This is a genomic window from Acinetobacter sp. ANC_7503 (assembly GCF_056780035.1).
The window spans coordinates 1-16,732 of the sequence record NZ_JBWYJA010000011.1; the positions used below are offsets into that span (position 1 = coordinate 1).

Here is a 16,732-nt window from a genome sequence, read left to right on the forward strand (position 1 = left end):
ACTCATTCTCAAAACTTAGATCCAACCTATTCAGCTAAATCCTTGTTTTTCAACAAGTTTTAATCAACATCACCGCCGATGGATGTGCATTATAGGCTATTTATTTTCTTACGCAACTACTTTTTCAATCTTTTCTATTTGTTTGTATAGTTAATAAACCAATGACACATTAACTATATGTTTTTTATATACAATTTTTATTTGTATAAACCTTTAACTCTTGTCACTGTCTAAATAAGACAAAATCATTGCACTTAATTCCCGCTTAAGCTGTTGTTCTGAAATAAGAAAATCATTATTGCTTACAAACCTCATCATTGTGAACAAGGTACTATTAATAATCACAAAAGATTTATGCTTGAGTGTTTCAAAGTCCCAATGACGATAAAAACGATTAAATACATATAAACCAACTTCAAAAAAATGCTTTTCTAAAACCTTTGCTGCTTCTGAATTGTTATAGCCATGCCAATGCTTGAGGACTTCAAAGAAGAAACCATTATCTTCTCTCATTACATCAAATCCGAATTGAAGACTAACATCGACTAAGGTTTTTAAATCCATTTCTTCTTGATTCATCGCCAGCGCTTTAAGTGACAAACCTAAGTTTTCACTCTTACGGCGTAACAATTCTAAAATTATCTGATCTTTATTTTCGAAATATTGATAGATAGAGCCTACGCTCACCCCTGATTTTTCAGATATTTTTGGCGTAGTGACTTGATCTAGGCCCATTTCAGAAATGCATATCAGAGTCGCTTCCAAAATACTATCGACTACCAGCTTTGCTCTTTGTTGTTGTGGTCTTTTTCTCATAGCTGCCATTCTAATAATGCGAATTGAATGCGAATAAATATTCATATTAATCTTTGATCAAACAATAACCAGATTAATTACACCATGTCAAATTTTAGCATTCCAAAACGTATGGCTTCATATGAGCGAATGAAGCGTAGCGATCTATTGTCCAAGCTTCTACACAAAATGACCGATCAAAACTTCATTCCAACTTATGCTGAATATTTAGAGTTAAATGAAAGTTTACATACGGGTGATGTGCCGATGGATCGCTTAATGGATTGGGTGATGACCAATCCACGCGAAAATCGAAAGCTTTTTGAAACAGCCTTATATCAAGGCTTAGATGCTCTTCCCAAACCAGTCCCTGAAATCAAAGCATTCTTTGATCTCGTGGAACAACAGCCTGTTTGGTTCGATCAAGAAAAAATTGATCGTGCAATTCAATTCACACATCGTTTAGGCTCGAATGTCACTTTTATTATGCGTGATCTCGCGCTAATGACTGGCTATCAATACCCTGGCTTTAATCAACCTTTAATTTTAACAGGTGCTCTAAGCAAATATGCAGGCAAGCGCTTAGCAGAAACGCATAAATGGTGGCTAGATGTTACTAAGCCGAACGGATTTCAACGCTTTAATGATGGCTTTACTTCAACAATTTTTGTGCGTTTCATCCATTCTTTAGTTCGCTACCATCTAAAAAAATCTAAAGATTGGGACTGGGATATTTGGGGAATGCCGATTAACCAATATGATCAGGCAATGACAAATATTGCTTTCAGCGGTGTAATGCTTTTAGGTATTCGAGCAATCGGTATTTTTCCAACTAAAAGTGAAGTCGATGCGATTATGCATTTTTGGAAATATACAGGCTGGTTAATGGGTGTTGACGAACACTGGCTGATTGATAAAGAGTCTGAAGGCTGGAAATTATTGCAATGGATGAATTATGCTCATCCTCAAGTGGATGAAAGTAGTCGTCAGCTTGCAGTAAGCCTATCCAAAGAACCATTTGAACGCGAATATAAACATTTTAAACGTTTCATGCAGAAGAAAGCCTACCAGAATCACTTAGATGTTACCCAAATCTTTATGGGCCGTAAAAAAATGAAAAATTTAGGGCTTAAGCCTCGAATACTGCCGTGGTATCCACTGTATCTACTGACTAAAAATACTGTGATTTATGCTGGCGCAAAAAAAATACCAAAGCTTGATCTTTATTTACAGCGTAAAGGGCGATCACAACAAGAACAAGCTCTCGATTTATATCAAAATGCAGGAAAACAGCTGGCAAGTATGCATCAATAAATAAAAAACCGAGCTAAGGCTCGGTTTTTTCATGTATATTTTTAAGACATTCTTAATGTTGCCTCTTGCTCAGCTCGAAGTGCTGATGGAGAACGTGCTAGATAATCCAAAGCTTGTTGAGTATTACCTTCTTGCACTGGATGAAACTTTGGACTAAACCAACGGATAGTAGCTAAAGTTAAATGACTGAAGGTAGGAATATGATCGGTCTTACGACTAATTTTTTCCATTTGCATAATGAGTCTTAAAGTACCCATATGTCTAAACTTACCTGCATCTTTATCTTGTTTCAAAATTGTTTTGCCGCCTTCAACCCAAACCGCTGCCATAATAGGGAAGATAAAGGTCATCAAAGCATTTTTTGAAATTTGGAAATTAAACTCTGATTCAAACATATGTTTAAACAAATCATACGCAACCGTACGATGTTCAACTTCTTCAGCAAGATGCCAACGGAACAGATCAGCCATGATTGGATCGGCTTTATCCAATGAAGTATTGTCCAAGCTCCACTGCCCTGCCACACCAGTATAGTGCTCAATGGCTGCAATCACACCCAGTCGGAAGATTAACCAACGTTTTTCACCAACCACTTTTTTCATCATTTTGATACCTACTGGATTTTCTCCTAAAAGGATTTCAAAAAGATAATGCATGCGTTGAATGAACGGCTTTACATCTAGTCCATGTTGATCAAAATAAACTTGTGCATGTTGATGAGTACGACCATGAATCGCTTCTTGCTGAATAAAACCTTTCACGTCTGCTTTTAATTGTTCGTCTTTGACAAACGGCAAAGCTTTATTGAATACACGGCAAAACCAAAACTCACCCGCAGGTAAAATCATATGTGCTGTATTCAACATATGGGTGGAAACAGGGTCATTTTCAATCCAATGCTTTGGAATATGATTGAAATCAAATTTTACTTTACGACCATGTAGTTGATGAACTTGACTCATTGTTGTCATTTTATTATCCATTACATCTTTTTTATTATTTTTAAAATAATGATAAACTCATCACAATATCATTTAAGGACATTCATATTTTATGTCTGACAATTTTAAAGAAAACACCCATTCAGACGGCGATCTAAATGGGTGTTAGGCTTAATACGTCAAATAAACTGAATATGACTAGAACTTCATACTCACACGCGCCCAATAATTACGTCCTATATTATTAAATTGCTCATTCTGTGCAAAACCAAATCCAGCACTACCTGCTTTATTTAAGTGTTCCGTATAGACTTTATCCAGAACATTATCAATTCCAATACTCAAATCGACACCTTGATGAATTTGATAAGTGCCATTTAAAGACAGCGTCGAGAAACCTGAACTCGTTTTAAAATCCTTACCTACAATATTACCTTGATTAATACTGACACGATCCTGCCCATCTACCACACGCCACAATAAACCTAAGTTAAAGCGCTCTTGCACATATCTTAAATTTACACGTGCTTCCAGCGGAGATATTTGAGGTAAAGGTTGATGATCAGTTGTGTTTTTTCCCCAAGCATACATCGCACTAAGATCTGCCTGAACAGCATCGGTAAATTGATAACCTATTCCAGCTTCTGCCCCTGCGATTGTCGCATCGACATTTCTAGAATCAGCAGCATTTTTACCATGACCAGTCATTTTTGCTGGGTCATAATTCAATAATATGAAATCATTAATCAAACCCGCATAAGCTGATGCCCATGAACTGAATGCCCCGTGATTATGTTGGTATCCAACATCCAACTGTAAAGTTTTTTCTGTTTCTAAATCCTTGAAGGTAGCAACAGCATTGCCTTGATAATCTGTCTTAAACAACTCCCAATAATCTGGTACGCGCTCTACATAGCCTAGACCAATATAGGTTTTAGCATCATGCTCTGGATGCTGATTTTCAAACCGTATAAAACCACTTGGTAATGTTTCCTGACGTTCTTGAACCATTTTTAAGTTTTTAATCCTAACTTGATCAACCCGAACACCTGTGACCAACTTATTATGATCATTCAATGGATATGATAATTCAGTGAACCCGCCATAAGATTGAAACTTCATATCCTCTGTCAGTGGAGTATTCATCATTGGCATGCTTGAATGATACATTCCACCAGCATGTTGATTATTCTGAGTATCAACACCCGTAATGAATATTGCTTTATCCCACTCCATCGTTGTGGCTAAACGTGCATTCAAAGTACGACGTGTCACATTCATAGCGCGATCCGCGCCATCAACATCACGCAAACTAAAATTATCCATCACATGATCATTAAAGTTGTAATTGACTTGCGCCTCAACTTTTTTAAATACCTCTGAGAGATTCTTTTTCTCAAATCTTAATCCCAAGCTCTCGCGGGCAAATTTAGAACCATCCATATCTCGCCCAGCATATACAGCCTCACCATCAGCCTTACCGCCAGTTAACTCGATCCATGTATCTGCATTAGGTGTCCAGCCCAATGATAAATCTGCATTCCATCGTTTCCAATCTGATGGTACGGTCGCCCCATTACCATCTCGATAACTATTTGAGACTGATCGGTTGCTATTGATTCGAATATATTTTTGTTCATCTCCTACCGCTGCCTCAATATTTTGGTCTAAACGCCCAAAAGAGCCCATTAATACACTTGCCTGACCTCGATAATTTTTTTCATCATTCAATTGTTCTGGGCGTCGCTCGAAAATCACTGTTGCTGCTGAACCTGTGTTGGCGTACTGGACAGTTTGGGGACCTTTAATCACCGAGATTCGATCATAGCTCTCAGGTGAGATATACGAAGTCGGTGAATCCATACGACTCGGACATGCGCCTAAATTTTCAGTTCCATCTGTTAGAATTTTGATTCGTGATCCAAACATTCCACGAAAGGTCACATCACCGTTCGTACCTGCACCACTATTTACGCTGCTAAACCCTACAATACTTTGTAAGTAATCTGCGCCATCCGACGCAGGAATAGGCTGAATGGGTTGCTTCGGGTTTGCCCGTACAATCAAGCCATTAGCATCATTACCTTGTAGAGCTGTAGCAACAATTGGCGCTAAGTTCGTCGTGCGTGTATCAGGTGTTGGATTTAAAGTTGTAGATTGGACTTCAGCAAATGAAGTTTGCGAAATAAAGGCAATATAAATCGCAGCCGCTAGTGGCTGTAAATAGAATTTTGGCTGAGCCATGATACATTCACTCAAAATTTAAATATGACAATGCTAGAGTCATTCAAGACCCTAAAATAAAGACAATATTTAAGAAAAGAGTGGTGGTGCCCGACCTTGAGGTAAAAGGAATAAACGCTGTAAGTCGAAATAAATATGTTTGAACGCTTTTTGGAATGCGATCAAACGTATATTCAAACGTACAAAAACTTCTTTAACATTCAGCTCAGGTGGCAAAATCAAATTACCAAATACAGTACAGTATTGGCATTGATGGTTTGGGTCATGATGATCGTGCCCACTATGCGAGGATTCAACATAGCGCTTAGACTCATGATGTTCATGTAACGCATGTGAAGTGGAACCATGATGAGCATGATGAGCATGATGAGCGAGCGTTGTAATACTAGAATGATTAGGCTGTTCGAATAAGGCACGGGTGATCGTTTCGCAGACCGGCGCAATTTGATATTGCGCTGGAAGCAAAGGCTGAAGAAAAACAGCGATCTGTAATAATACTGCTGCGAAACTCAGCAGCAACCCATTGCGGAACAAATTGTCATTCCAAATAAAATTTGAGCAATTATAACAAAGCCCAATCGAAATTGGGCTTTATCAATATATTTAAAGTTCTTAGAAAATTAACGCTTTACAGCAACTTTTTCTTTTTGACGCTGACGAACGACTTTTTCTACCTTTTCACGCGCTCTTTGGCGTTTTAAAGGAGATAGATAATCAACAAATAATTTCCCGTTCAGATGATCCATTTCGTGCTGGATACATACTGCCAAAAGACCATCAGCTTCTAATTCAAAAGCTTGCCCTTCTAAATTAATTGCGTCAATTTTGACGCGTGACGGACGCTCAACTTTATCGTATATTTGTGGAACTGATAGACAACCCTCTTCATAAGGTTGGGTATCTTCAGTTAATGGGGTGACTTTAGGATTAATAAAAACCATCGGCTGATTTTTATCTTCAGACAAGTCCATGACGATAAGCTGAATATGATGATCAACTTGGGTTGCAGCTAGACCAATACCTGGTGCTTCATACATGGTTTCAAACATGTCTGCAGCAAGTTGACGAATTTCATCCGTCACTTCCTCTACAGGTTTGGCAATAGTACGCAAACGGGGATCAGGAAAACTTAAAATTGGTAATAAGGCCATGCTGCTCCTCACCGGCTATGCCATTGATCTTAAAAATTAAATGAAGTTAATGCTTCATCAAATAATACGTGTAATATGCGTATTATAGCGCAAATAGATACATAATTTTAGGAATTATGATAATGAAAAAGGTTTTCAATGGCATGGCTTTTTCACATGCTCTGGGGTTAAAGAAACACTGCCTTTCACTTGCAATTTGCATTAGTGCGGGCTTGTTTACCGCGCAAATGACACAAGCCAGTCCAAATGTAAGCCCACCATCAATTAAGGCCGGTGCTCCTCACGTTTATGTGGTCAAAAAAGGCGACACTTTGTGGGACATTTCAGGTAAATTTTTGCGCTCACCTTGGCGTTGGAAAGAAATTTGGGCATCCAATAAACATGTCAAAAATCCACACTGGATCTACCCGGGTGATCGCTTACTACTCTGTACATTAGATGGGCGTCCACTGATTGGTAAAGATGAAGGTGATGGTTGTGAAGGCGTTATTCGTCGTCATCTTGGTGCTATCAATCTAAAACCTCAAGTACGTGTTGAAAGCTTAGGGAATACCATTCCAATTATTCCCTTGGATGATATTCAACCTTGGCTAGAAAGAAGTATTATCGTTGCGCCTGATGCTTTGCAAAGCACACCTTATATTCTCGGTTCAGCAGATCGTCGTATCGTTGCAGGGGAAGGCCAAACAGTATATGCACGTGGTCAAGGGATTAATCCTGGACAAAGCTACGGTGTTTATCGTGAAGCTGAACCGTATGTTTTCTTAGATGAAAAAGGGAAAAAGTACACAGGTGCACTTGAACTGATTGAAGTGGCTACAGCAGTCGCTGTTGCCAACGAAAATGAAATTTCAACCTTAGAGCTTAAACAAAGTTTTAATGCTGAAGTTCGTCGTGGTGATTACGTTTTACCTAAATTTCAAAATGAATTACCAAGCCTCTTCTATCCAACGGCAACAACGGATATTCAGCCAGGCGGTCAAGTGATTCGTGTTATGGGTTCTATTGGTACAGCAGCTCAACATAGTGTTGTCACAATTAACCGAGGAAACGTTCACGGTGCAAAAAATGGTCACGTGTTAAGTATTTTCCAACAAGGCGAAGTGGTTAAAGACCCGAAGACCAAAGAAAATATTCAACTGCCTAATCAGCGTGTGGGCAACTTAATGATTTTTAAAACTTTCGATCAATTAAGTTACGCTTACGTGCTAGACAGCGCACTTCCAATTAAAGTAGGTGCTGTATTAGAACCATCACCAATGGTTGAAAATTAAAATTAGGTGCGGATATGTTGAACGAGATTAACGACCATCAGTTGGCTTATATTAAGCTCTGGTACCTCGTTCAACATTCACTCAGTGCTTATCAAAAACTTGTTCAGCATTTTGGTTCAGCTCAAGATGCTGTACAGAAAAATCATCTAAATCAATGGCATCAGCTCAACTTACATAAAAACCATATCGAGCGTGCATCTCAATTTTTCTCTGATCAACAGCAACAAGAATTTGAGCGAATTCTGTATCAAATTCATCAACATTCTGATTTTATACTCACTGAGCAAGATCCAGACTACCCTCAGCAATTGATGCCCTATCATGACCGCCCCCCAATTTTATTTGGGAAAGGTAAAGCACAACATTTATCTGAAGCACAAATTGCCATTGTTGGAAGCCGTAAACCAAGTCCACATGGCAAACAAGTCGCATATGATTTTGCGTATTATCTGAGTGATCAAGGTTTTTATATCACGAGTGGATTAGCACAAGGGGTTGATGAAGCAGCCCATCAGGGTGCTTTGCAACATGGCAGAACAATCGCCGTTATCGGTACAGGATTAGATTTAATTTACCCATCACAAAATCGCCCATTACATGATCAAATCTTGAAGCAGAACGGGACCATCATTTCTGAGTTTTTACCCGGTACAAAACCGCTTCAGCATAATTTTCCACGCAGAAATAGAATCGTAAGTGGCTTAAGTTTAGGAATATTGGTAGCGGAAGCTCAATTGGGCAGTGGTTCATTAATTACGGCCCAAGCTGCTGCAAATCAAGGTAAAACGACCTTTGCAATTCCAGGTCATATTTATAGTGAATTTCATCAAGGTTGCCATCAGTTGATTCGTGAAGGTGCCATCTTAGTTGATCATCCTGATCAGATCATTGAAGATTTAGCCCTGCCGACTCAATGGCAACATCAACAAGCATCTCTGTCACGAAAAAACAATCCTAATGAGTTCCAAAATGACGAAATAGTTCATTCAGTAGACCATCCAAAGTTAAGTAAGCATGAGGATGATGAACATTCGATTCCTATACATTTGTTAGCTGTATTTCAACAATTAGATTGGGTTGGTCGCGATCTCGATCAAATTGCAGCAACCCTTGATTTAGACACCGCGACACTCACCAGCCACTTGATGGAGTTAGAACTTTTAGGACGCTGTATTCAACAATCTGGGTTATACCTACGTTGCCGTAATTAAAATTAAGGTTCACAATAGTCTTTTCAATCAAGAGAATGGTGAACGCTTATGTTAACAACCTCAGTTGCTGAGGCTGCTCAATGTCTAAAACAAGGTCACGTTTTGGCTTATCCTACAGAAGCAGTATGGGGCTTAGGTTGCGACCCTTTTAATGAAAATGCTTTTAAAGAAATTTTAAGATTAAAACAACGCCCTATCAAAAAAGGCGTGATCTTACTGGCTGGTCAAGTCAGTCAGGTTGAACATTTATTATCAAAGCTTCCTCAAGACCGCCGTGATGCGGTAATTGAAAGTTGGTCACAAACATCTTATCAAGATCGCGCCACCACATGGCTTCTCCCAGCTGATGAGCAAATACCACTTTGGATTCGAGGCAAACATCCTAAGGTTGCTATCCGAGTCACCAACCATCCTCTTTGCATCGCACTGTGTAACGCATTTGATGGGTTCATTGTTTCAACCAGTGCAAATCCTGCTGGTTTAGACCCCGCTCGCTCATTGCAAGAAGTCAATCAGTACTTTGGTGCTGAATTAAATTATTTAAATGGAGATTTAGGCCTGAGCCAAGAACCTAGCCGAATATTAGATGCAGAAACAGGTGATGTCATTCGTGCTTAAAAAGCATGATATGCTGAGACTTAAAACTTATTATTTAAGACAAAAAAAAGCTCAGTCATAAAGGTATTGACTGAGCATATAAAAGGATGTGCTAATCACATCCAGAGGGTTCAGAAATTCATCTGTACAGAAAAAGAGTGTATTATCGCTTTCTCTGCAGTACGCATATTATGCTACAAAAAAAAATATTACACAATTACTAAGACTTAGAGTTTCAAATCATCATTTTTCTTATAAACATTAATTATTAGTTCAATTGATATAATTAAGTACCTATTTTTAATTATTAATTTTACTTTTTAAAAAGCCTAATGATAGTTAATTTAGATCAATAAGCTTTTATAGATTTTAAGTATAATAAAAAAATAAATCGATTGTCTGTTTTTTAAACACTTTTAGCCTTTATGAATGAAGTTTTTTTCTGTGCTAAAGCAATACCTATCAAAATCACGATTCCGCCTAAACTGTGATAAATCGTCCATGCTTCTTTTAACCAGACATAAGCAATAATAGCGGTAAAGATTGGCATTAAGTTCATAAAGATGCTGGTACGATTTGGGCCTAAATGTTGAACAGCCAACATCCATACTAACGGCGCAATAATCGAAGGGAAAATTCCCGCATATAACACACTCAAGCCGTTATCCAGATCAATTGCATCGAGCCCCAATACGGCAACGAATGGTAAGTGGTACAACACTGCAAAACCAATCTGAATATAAAGACTAATCATTAAAGGGAGCTCGAGTTGCCACTTTTTGAGAAATACACCATAAAAAGCATAGAAGAATACCGCGACGATCATAATCATGTCGCCCCAATGCCCACCCAGATGCATCAGTGTATCTAGACGCCCCTGACCGATGACATAAATCAGCCCGATAAATGATAAAATACTACCCACCACTGCAAATCGAGTTGGGAACTCTTTTAAAATCATCAGTGAAACAAAAATGGTGAAAATTGGAATAAAGGCATTAATTATGCCCATATTGGTTGCAGTCGTGTAATGTGCTGCGGTGTAAGCTAACCCCTGATAAAGCACCATCCCAAATGCACTCAGCACTGCTAATTTCACTATATTTTGTCGTACCAAAGTACGCTGTTTGATGACTTTAGGCAGGATAAAGGGTGTTAAAATCAAAAAAGCAATAATCCAACGATAAAAACTAATACTGACAGGTGAAATATACTCTGCAACATATCGTGTAATGGCTATATTCAACGACCAAATCAATACAGCAATGACTGGCAATGATAAAGCCCAGAGCAAATGCTTTTTTTCAAATGTCATATTTTCATCCTAATTTTTATTTAATCGTTAAGATCAAGTTTTCATCAATTTTTAGACTTTTTCATTCCATGAAACACACTCCCCCTTCATTGTTAATGACTGCAGAACAGCCATCTAAGTCTGAGATTTTTACTTAAAAAATTAAGTAGAGTGCTGTTCTATTTTAAAACACTTTTCACTTTTTTACAGGGATTCCTCTACAAAACAACACTAGAAGCTGTGTGTGAGCTATGAGATCGTAAATGCTTGAATTTCCCATCAACGGGTTAACTGAATATTTTTTAATGTGCTTCATCGTGAATGTGAGTGCATTGAACCGAGCATATAAAAAGGATAAATTATGAAAAAACTTCTCATTGCATCACTATGCACTACAGCTGTTTTTCTAACCGCTTGTGATAAAAAGTCTAACGATCAATCCTCACCTACTGCCGCTGAAACAGTTCAAAGCAATACATTAAGTACCAATGTAAATGCAGATATTCAACATGACTTAGATTTACTGGATCAAATTTCAAATACAAAAGCTCAAGAGGCTTTGGCATTTCAAAACGAAGTGACACAAGCTGCGCAAAACAATAATAAAGCTGAATTAGACGCAGTGGTTGAGAAGATGGATAACTATGTGGATCAATTTAATGATGATCTCGACAAACTTGCGCTCAAAAGTACTGAAGGCGCATCTCTTCGAGATAAAATGAAAGAATCGAATGAGCTTGGATTGGACCTCGCAGAAGCAGGTGTTAAAGAAAAGCCTGATATGAATGAAATCACTGAACTACAAAAGAAAGCTGTTGAGTTACAACAAAGCTTGTTACAGGACATGCAGAATCTTAAAAACCAAGTCGGGACAAAATCTTAACTCATAAAGCAGGCCGTCAGGCCTGTTTTTTTTCACTGTAGACACCTTGGTGAGATCTATATGCCATGGTATTTTCAATCTACATATTTTAAGTACTTTATGATTAGGACATTGAAATGGCTTCAGTTTATAACATTCCAGTAAATACAATTCAGGGGCAGCCTGTTGATTTATCACAATACGAAGGCAAAGTATTATTGATCGTGAATGTAGCGTCTAAATGTGGCCTTACACCTCAGTACGAAGGTCTGCAAAAACTCTATAGTGAAAAAAAACAACAAGGATTCGAAATTCTTGGTTTTCCTTCCAATGACTTTCTTGAACAAGAACCAGGAAGCAATGAAGAGATTGAACAATTTTGTTCAGTAAATTATCAAGTGGACTTCCCTCTTTTTGCGAAAGTTCCAGTGGTTGGGGAGAATAAACATCCGCTATATGAAACTTTAACAAACGCCATTCCAGAGCGTATTGGTGAGGGGCCTTGGTGGAAAGATCTGGTTGATTATGGTTTAACGCCTAATAATCCCCCTGAAGTATTATGGAATTTTGAGAAATTCTTAGTTTCAAAAACAGGGGAAGTCGTTGCTCGTTTTGCACCAGACATCACTGCAGATGATGCGCGTATTGTTGATGTAATTAATGCTGAACTGGCGAAATAATCTCATCAAGATCAAGTGACGATCTTGTCACTTGATTATTTCTTATTCAATTCAATAAATATCTTCATTAATCTGTCAAAATCATAAGTTACTCTTTCACATCAAAATTTTTGTTATTGCTTTGCAAATATTCAGATTTAACTCATATTTGTATCGTATCTTGGAATGAAGTGATTAACGATTTGGTTTTATTAATGAAAGTATTTCAAAGCATTGTTACCCCTTTTGCATTATTTGGCTTCGGTGTCGTGATGTTAGGTTGTCAGCCGCAACCACAACCCGATCAAGAAAAGGAATCAACAGCAGCTAATGCTGAAGAATCTTCTCCTGTCCAAGTCACTGATCCAGCTGACTTAAAGTCAGGCAATATGTTTTATATTGTACGTGATGTGGCAGATGTACAACTGAAAGCCGGTGGATATATTGAGCAAATTCAACAGCTACAATCTGATTTAGAAGAAGCTGTAAATAATAAAGATCCACAAAAGCTAGATCAGTCAGTGCAAAGTTTGAAATCTCAATTACTAGGATTTAATGAGGCATTGACAGGACTTGACCTAAAAAGCGAAGAAATTGCCCAGATTCGTTCTAATATTTTAACGGCAAATGAAAATGTATTAGCTTCACCATTACTAAACGGCCAAGTGAATTTAAACAACATCGATTTTGCAGCTTTAGAAAAGCAAATGGGTAATATCCAAGGTGAAATGGTGAAATTAGCCAGTATGCTTTTGACTCAATCCGGATCATCTACAAAAAATAATCAAGCCGAGGATTGATATACATTATTCTCACAAAATAGACATGGTGGAGTGAGGGATTTCTCTTTAATTTGGATCTTAAATAATTCAAATATCATGGAGTCGGCATGTCTACCTCACCCATCTATAATATAACTCCTATTACTTTTCGTTTAGATTTAAAAGATCCTTTCATCTTTACTGCTCATCATATTGATCACTACCCTGCCGGGAATGCTGAAATGGGACCAGTTCATCCTGCAATCAATCAAGAATTCAATATGTATTATGGTAGTGTTGTTCCCGGCTTTCCCGAACATCCACACACAGGTTTTGAAACCATTACTTTAGTGGAACAAGGTTATGTCGATCATTTTGATTCCTTGGGTAATGGTGGACGATATGCTGCAGGCGATGTGCAATGGCTAAGTACGGGAAATGGTGTTGAACACTGTGAAATGTTCCCGTTAATTCATCAGGATCGAGAGAATCCTTTTGAATTATTTCAAATTTGGTTTAACTCATCTCCAGAACAAAAAAAACAACCTGCTGATTATAAAATGTTTTGGCGTGAACAAATTCCACATGTGAAAGCGACTGATCACCAGTCTCGCAGCATTGATGTACGAGTTATTTCAGGACAATATCAAAATCAAAATGCATTAAGTCGCCCACCACATTCTTGGGCAGCTGCAGCAGAAAATAAAGTGAATATATACTTAATTACTTTAGAAGCTGGCGCACATCTTGAAATTCCAGCTACCACCGCGACCTCCACTCGATTTGCTTACTTCTATCAGGGTTCAACTTTAAATATTGCTGATTCAACCATTCAATTCAAACATCTTGTAGAGCTTCAAGCTGACACCGAAATTCAAATTGAAGCAGGTGATCAAGAAGCGAGAATCTTATGGTTAGAAGGTGAACCTATTGGTGCACCAGTTGCAATGCGAGGGCCTTTTGTATTGAACAGCAAAGAAGAACTTGATGTTGCATTCAAACGATATCGTGAGACCCATTTTGGTGACTGGCCTTGGCCAAGTGATGCTCCAACGTTTTCACGTGAAACACCCCGTTTTGCAAGCTATGAAGGTGGTAAACGCAAGGAATATCCTGAACAAATGAGTTCAGATGGGGCTTAACAAGGTTTAAATATTACAGTATTCATCTTTGCCCAATGCTCGTTTAATATCCTGTTCAAAACGTGCATTGGGAAAAGGATAACGTTGAGGCAAATACAAGGTAAATCTTGTCAACGTAGGTGATAGCTTTTCTACAGTTGCCTTATGAACGTATTCACCACGTTCTGTTCGAGCAAATAGGGTTGCCATTTCAATATGCTCTTCAAGCTTGTTTTCAGTAAAGACTAGGTCATCATCACGTGTGAAACCGATACATCGCCGATATGCTTGTCTCAGATTTTGAAATACGCTGAGATAATCCAACTCGATTTCAGCACTTAAACCATTTTTATACGAGTTGGCAACCAAGGCCGCTTCAGTAGGTTCATTGGGCTGACTTAAATAATAATTTTGACATGCGGTGAGCTGACTGAAGATAAATATGCTTAGCGCGATAATTAGACTTTGACGATACATTATTTTATTTGGATTTATTAGACTTATACCTGAATTGTAGCAAAGTCTAAGCCGTGATTTAATTCAGCTTTATACTTTTAATGTAATTGAACCATGCAACTGATCATCTTCACTGGAGTTCAAGCTTCAGGCAAATCAAGCTACTATCTTTTACATTTGGCGCATTCACATTTAAGAATTAACTTAGACATGCTAAAAACTCGCCATCGGGAAAACATGATCTTTGAAGCATGTCTAGCCTCTAAAACCAAAACGGTGATCGACAATACAAACCCAACCAAAGCAGACCGTGCTCGTTATATTCAACGTGCTAAATCAGCAGGCTTTGAAGTGATTTCATATTACTTTGAAACAGATTTGAAAAGTACGCTAGAACGCAATGGTCAACGAAGCGGTAAAGCCAATATTCCTGAAGTCGGTGTTCGAGCAACATATAAGAAGTTAGAAGTACCTGATTTTCAAGAGGGGTTTGATGAAATACATCATATTAAGATAAAAGGCGCAGGTGAATACCACCATTTAATATTAGACTCCAAATAATAAAGCGACCCGAAGATCACTTTATTTCAAAGACTTTATTGTTTCACCACCACTAATTTTTTTTGTACAAATTCCTGAAAACCTAAATCTGCGAGTTCATGACCATAACCAGAATTCTTTACGCCACCAAATGGTAATTCTGGAGCAGTATCCGTTAACCAATTGATCCACACCATTCCTGTTTCAATTCTCGAAGCTAATTTTTTTGCACGCTCTATGTCTTGAGAGTGAATGACACCTCCAAGACCATAATTAGAGTCATTGGCGATTTCAACGATCTCATCCTCATTTTCCGCAACATAAATCTGAGCAACTGGCCCAAAGAATTCTTCGTACCAAGCTTCATTATCTCGACTAATATTTTCTAAAATTGTCGGCTCATAGAAATAACCATCATGTTCAATTGCTTTGCCACCGATAACCAAAGTTGCACCCTGCTGAACTGCTTTATCCACTTGTTTAATCAAGTTTTTAAGCGCACTTTCCGATGAGAGTGGTCCCAATGTGGTACTACGGTCTAATGGGTCGCCAATTTTGAGTGCTTTAAATGCTTCAACCAAACCCATTCTAAACTGATCAGCGATGTCTTTATGCAAAATAAATCGTTTTGCTGCAGTACACACCTGCCCTGTATTATTTACACGCGCTTTACAACCAATCTCAATCGCTTTATTTAAGTCCGCATCATCTAACACAATAAAGACATCATTCCCACCCAATTCAAGCGTAGACTTTTTAATGTGTTTGCCTGCTTGCGCAGCGACCGCACTACCTGCTCCTTCTGAACCAGTTAATGCAACACCGCGCACACGTTTGTCTGCAATAATATCTGCGACTTGATCGGTATTGATAAATAGATTGGTCCAAACACCTTTAGGTGCTCCTGCCTCTAACACAAGTTTTTCAAATGCTTCTGCACATTGCGGAACGATACCTGCATGTTTGGCCAATACAGGATTTCCAATACCACAGTTTGGTGCAAATACACGGACCAATTGATAAAATGGGAAATTCCATGGTTCGACAGCCATGATAATACCTAATGGATGATGTTCCACCCAAGCTTCACCTAAATCAGTTTTATAGGGGACTGATTTCAGAAATTGTTCGGTATTTTTTGCATAGTACTCAGCAATTTGAGCACAAGATTCTATTTCACCTTCACTTTGCTCAATGAGCTTACCCATATCTAAAGTAATGAGCTTGGCTAATTCACTCTTGTTTTCTCTAAATAATTCTGCCAAACGTTGTAAAACTTTTACGCGCTCATCTACATTTTTGACCCAATCCGATTTAAGAATAGATTCGGCTGAATCCAAAGCACGATCAATATCTTGTTGTTGGTGTGATGGATATTCTTTGTATACAGTATTGGTAAATGGGTTAATGGATTGATAACTCATAATTCTTCCCTTCATGCCAATAAAAATTTAAAGTTCAATGCTATGTATTGATTTAAACGTATTCATTGAAGTGCGCGTTAGCTGTGCA

The 16,732-nt window shown here is 38.2% G+C and carries 17 protein-coding genes; 9 read left to right on the forward strand and 8 right to left on the reverse strand.

The features are described 5' to 3' along the window. Nucleotides 1-213: 213 nt before the first annotated feature. Nucleotides 214-816, reverse strand: coding sequence for a TetR/AcrR family transcriptional regulator (locus AC1M9M_RS11710; RefSeq protein ID WP_035268244.1), 603 nt, complete (start codon nt 814-816; stop codon nt 214-216). Between the two features lie 84 nt (nt 817-900). Here AC1M9M_RS11710 and AC1M9M_RS11715 point away from each other — a divergent pair, with 84 nt between their 5' ends. After that, nucleotides 901-2,109, forward strand: a complete 1,209-nt coding sequence (locus tag AC1M9M_RS11715; protein WP_481590710.1) for an oxygenase MpaB family protein — start codon at nt 901-903, stop codon at nt 2,107-2,109. Between the two features lie 41 nt (nt 2,110-2,150). Here AC1M9M_RS11715 and AC1M9M_RS11720 read toward each other — a convergent pair whose 3' ends face one another. The 4 genes from AC1M9M_RS11720 to def all read right to left on the reverse strand — a co-directional run bounded on the left by AC1M9M_RS11720 (nt 2,151) and on the right by def (nt 6,445). After that, nucleotides 2,151-3,080, reverse strand: coding sequence for a metal-dependent hydrolase (locus AC1M9M_RS11720; protein ID WP_035268234.1), 930 nt, complete (start codon nt 3,078-3,080; stop codon nt 2,151-2,153). A 168-nt stretch (nt 3,081-3,248) separates the two neighbouring features. Then, nucleotides 3,249-5,294 (reverse strand): TonB-dependent copper receptor, encoded by a 2,046-nt coding sequence (locus AC1M9M_RS11725; RefSeq protein ID WP_481596414.1) that lies wholly within the window; start codon nt 5,292-5,294, stop codon nt 3,249-3,251. Between the two features lie 69 nt (nt 5,295-5,363). Then, the gene (locus AC1M9M_RS11730) at nt 5,364-5,828 is read right to left on the reverse strand and encodes a DUF2946 domain-containing protein (RefSeq protein WP_481596415.1); all 465 of its coding nucleotides are present in this window, start codon (nt 5,826-5,828) and stop codon (nt 5,364-5,366) included. A gap of 86 nt (nt 5,829-5,914) precedes the next feature. Next, a complete protein-coding gene (def, locus tag AC1M9M_RS11735) occupies nt 5,915-6,445 on the reverse strand; it encodes a peptide deformylase (RefSeq protein ID WP_035268228.1) in 531 nt (176 codons plus the stop codon). Between the two features lie 122 nt (nt 6,446-6,567). Between def and AC1M9M_RS11740 the strand changes: the two genes are divergently transcribed. From AC1M9M_RS11740 to tsaC, 3 genes are read left to right on the forward strand one after another with little or no spacing between them, the layout of a single operon-like run. Further along, nucleotides 6,568-7,719, forward strand: coding sequence for a LysM peptidoglycan-binding domain-containing protein (locus AC1M9M_RS11740; protein ID WP_481596416.1), 1,152 nt, complete (start codon nt 6,568-6,570; stop codon nt 7,717-7,719). 14 nt (nt 7,720-7,733) lie between these two features. Then, nucleotides 7,734-8,930 (forward strand): DNA-processing protein DprA, encoded by a 1,197-nt coding sequence (gene dprA, locus AC1M9M_RS11745; RefSeq protein ID WP_481596417.1) that lies wholly within the window; start codon nt 7,734-7,736, stop codon nt 8,928-8,930. Nucleotides 8,931-8,978: 48 nt separating this feature from the next. Next, entirely contained in the window at nt 8,979-9,548 is a 570-nt protein-coding gene (tsaC, locus tag AC1M9M_RS11750) for an L-threonylcarbamoyladenylate synthase type 1 TsaC (RefSeq protein WP_481596418.1), read from the forward strand. Between the two features lie 385 nt (nt 9,549-9,933). Here tsaC and AC1M9M_RS11755 read toward each other — a convergent pair whose 3' ends face one another. After that, on the reverse strand, nt 9,934-10,842 hold the full coding sequence (locus tag AC1M9M_RS11755) for a DMT family transporter (RefSeq protein WP_035268220.1): 909 nt from the start codon (nt 10,840-10,842) through the stop codon (nt 9,934-9,936). Nucleotides 10,843-11,182: 340 nt separating this feature from the next. Between AC1M9M_RS11755 and AC1M9M_RS11760 the strand changes: the two genes are divergently transcribed. The 4 genes from AC1M9M_RS11760 to AC1M9M_RS11775 all read left to right on the forward strand — a co-directional run bounded on the left by AC1M9M_RS11760 (nt 11,183) and on the right by AC1M9M_RS11775 (nt 14,245). Beyond that, on the forward strand, nt 11,183-11,704 hold the full coding sequence (locus AC1M9M_RS11760; RefSeq protein ID WP_092767874.1) for a hypothetical protein: 522 nt from the start codon (nt 11,183-11,185) through the stop codon (nt 11,702-11,704). 116 nt (nt 11,705-11,820) lie between these two features. Then, the gene (locus tag AC1M9M_RS11765; protein ID WP_481596419.1) at nt 11,821-12,363 is read left to right on the forward strand and encodes a glutathione peroxidase; all 543 of its coding nucleotides are present in this window, start codon (nt 11,821-11,823) and stop codon (nt 12,361-12,363) included. A gap of 194 nt (nt 12,364-12,557) precedes the next feature. Next, complete coding sequence (locus tag AC1M9M_RS11770) at nt 12,558-13,142, forward strand: hypothetical protein (protein ID WP_481596420.1); 585 nt, start codon at nt 12,558-12,560, stop codon at nt 13,140-13,142. 89 nt (nt 13,143-13,231) lie between these two features. Next, nucleotides 13,232-14,245, forward strand: a complete 1,014-nt coding sequence (locus AC1M9M_RS11775) for a pirin family protein (RefSeq protein ID WP_481596421.1) — start codon at nt 13,232-13,234, stop codon at nt 14,243-14,245. 6 nt (nt 14,246-14,251) lie between these two features. Here the strand turns inward: AC1M9M_RS11775 and AC1M9M_RS11780 are convergent, their stop codons facing one another. Next, entirely contained in the window at nt 14,252-14,701 is a 450-nt protein-coding gene (locus tag AC1M9M_RS11780) for a hypothetical protein (RefSeq protein WP_179999932.1), read from the reverse strand. 93 nt (nt 14,702-14,794) lie between these two features. Here AC1M9M_RS11780 and AC1M9M_RS11785 point away from each other — a divergent pair, with 93 nt between their 5' ends. Beyond that, nucleotides 14,795-15,241 carry an AAA family ATPase gene (locus AC1M9M_RS11785; RefSeq protein ID WP_481596422.1) on the forward strand — a complete coding sequence of 149 codons (447 nt, stop codon included), beginning with the start codon at nt 14,795-14,797 and terminating at the stop codon, nt 15,239-15,241. Between the two features lie 35 nt (nt 15,242-15,276). Here AC1M9M_RS11785 and AC1M9M_RS11790 read toward each other — a convergent pair whose 3' ends face one another. Continuing rightward, a complete protein-coding gene (locus AC1M9M_RS11790) occupies nt 15,277-16,644 on the reverse strand; it encodes an NAD-dependent succinate-semialdehyde dehydrogenase (RefSeq protein WP_481596423.1) in 1,368 nt (455 codons plus the stop codon). Nucleotides 16,645-16,732: the final 88 nt, after the last annotated feature.

Coding starts and splice junctions, on each gene's coding strand:
- AC1M9M_RS11740 (WP_481596416.1), top strand. CDS start 6,568: ATGAAAAAGGTTTTCAATGGCATGGCTTTTTCACATGCTCTGGGGTTA.
- AC1M9M_RS11770 (WP_481596420.1), top strand. CDS start 12,558: ATGAAAGTATTTCAAAGCATTGTTACCCCTTTTGCATTATTTGGCTTC.
- AC1M9M_RS11715 (WP_481590710.1), top strand. CDS start 901: ATGTCAAATTTTAGCATTCCAAAACGTATGGCTTCATATGAGCGAATG.
- AC1M9M_RS11710 (WP_035268244.1), bottom strand. CDS start 816: ATGAGAAAAAGACCACAACAACAAAGAGCAAAGCTGGTAGTCGATAGT.
- AC1M9M_RS11720 (WP_035268234.1), bottom strand. CDS start 3,080: ATGACAACAATGAGTCAAGTTCATCAACTACATGGTCGTAAAGTAAAA.
- AC1M9M_RS11775 (WP_481596421.1), top strand. CDS start 13,232: ATGTCTACCTCACCCATCTATAATATAACTCCTATTACTTTTCGTTTA.
- dprA (WP_481596417.1), top strand. CDS start 7,734: ATGTTGAACGAGATTAACGACCATCAGTTGGCTTATATTAAGCTCTGG.
- AC1M9M_RS11790 (WP_481596423.1), bottom strand. CDS start 16,644: ATGAGTTATCAATCCATTAACCCATTTACCAATACTGTATACAAAGAA.
- AC1M9M_RS11765 (WP_481596419.1), top strand. CDS start 11,821: ATGGCTTCAGTTTATAACATTCCAGTAAATACAATTCAGGGGCAGCCT.
- AC1M9M_RS11755 (WP_035268220.1), bottom strand. CDS start 10,842: ATGACATTTGAAAAAAAGCATTTGCTCTGGGCTTTATCATTGCCAGTC.
- tsaC (WP_481596418.1), top strand. CDS start 8,979: ATGTTAACAACCTCAGTTGCTGAGGCTGCTCAATGTCTAAAACAAGGT.
- AC1M9M_RS11760 (WP_092767874.1), top strand. CDS start 11,183: ATGAAAAAACTTCTCATTGCATCACTATGCACTACAGCTGTTTTTCTA.
- AC1M9M_RS11725 (WP_481596414.1), bottom strand. CDS start 5,294: ATGGCTCAGCCAAAATTCTATTTACAGCCACTAGCGGCTGCGATTTAT.
- def (WP_035268228.1), bottom strand. CDS start 6,445: ATGGCCTTATTACCAATTTTAAGTTTTCCTGATCCCCGTTTGCGTACT.
- AC1M9M_RS11780 (WP_179999932.1), bottom strand. CDS start 14,701: ATGTATCGTCAAAGTCTAATTATCGCGCTAAGCATATTTATCTTCAGT.
- AC1M9M_RS11785 (WP_481596422.1), top strand. CDS start 14,795: ATGCAACTGATCATCTTCACTGGAGTTCAAGCTTCAGGCAAATCAAGC.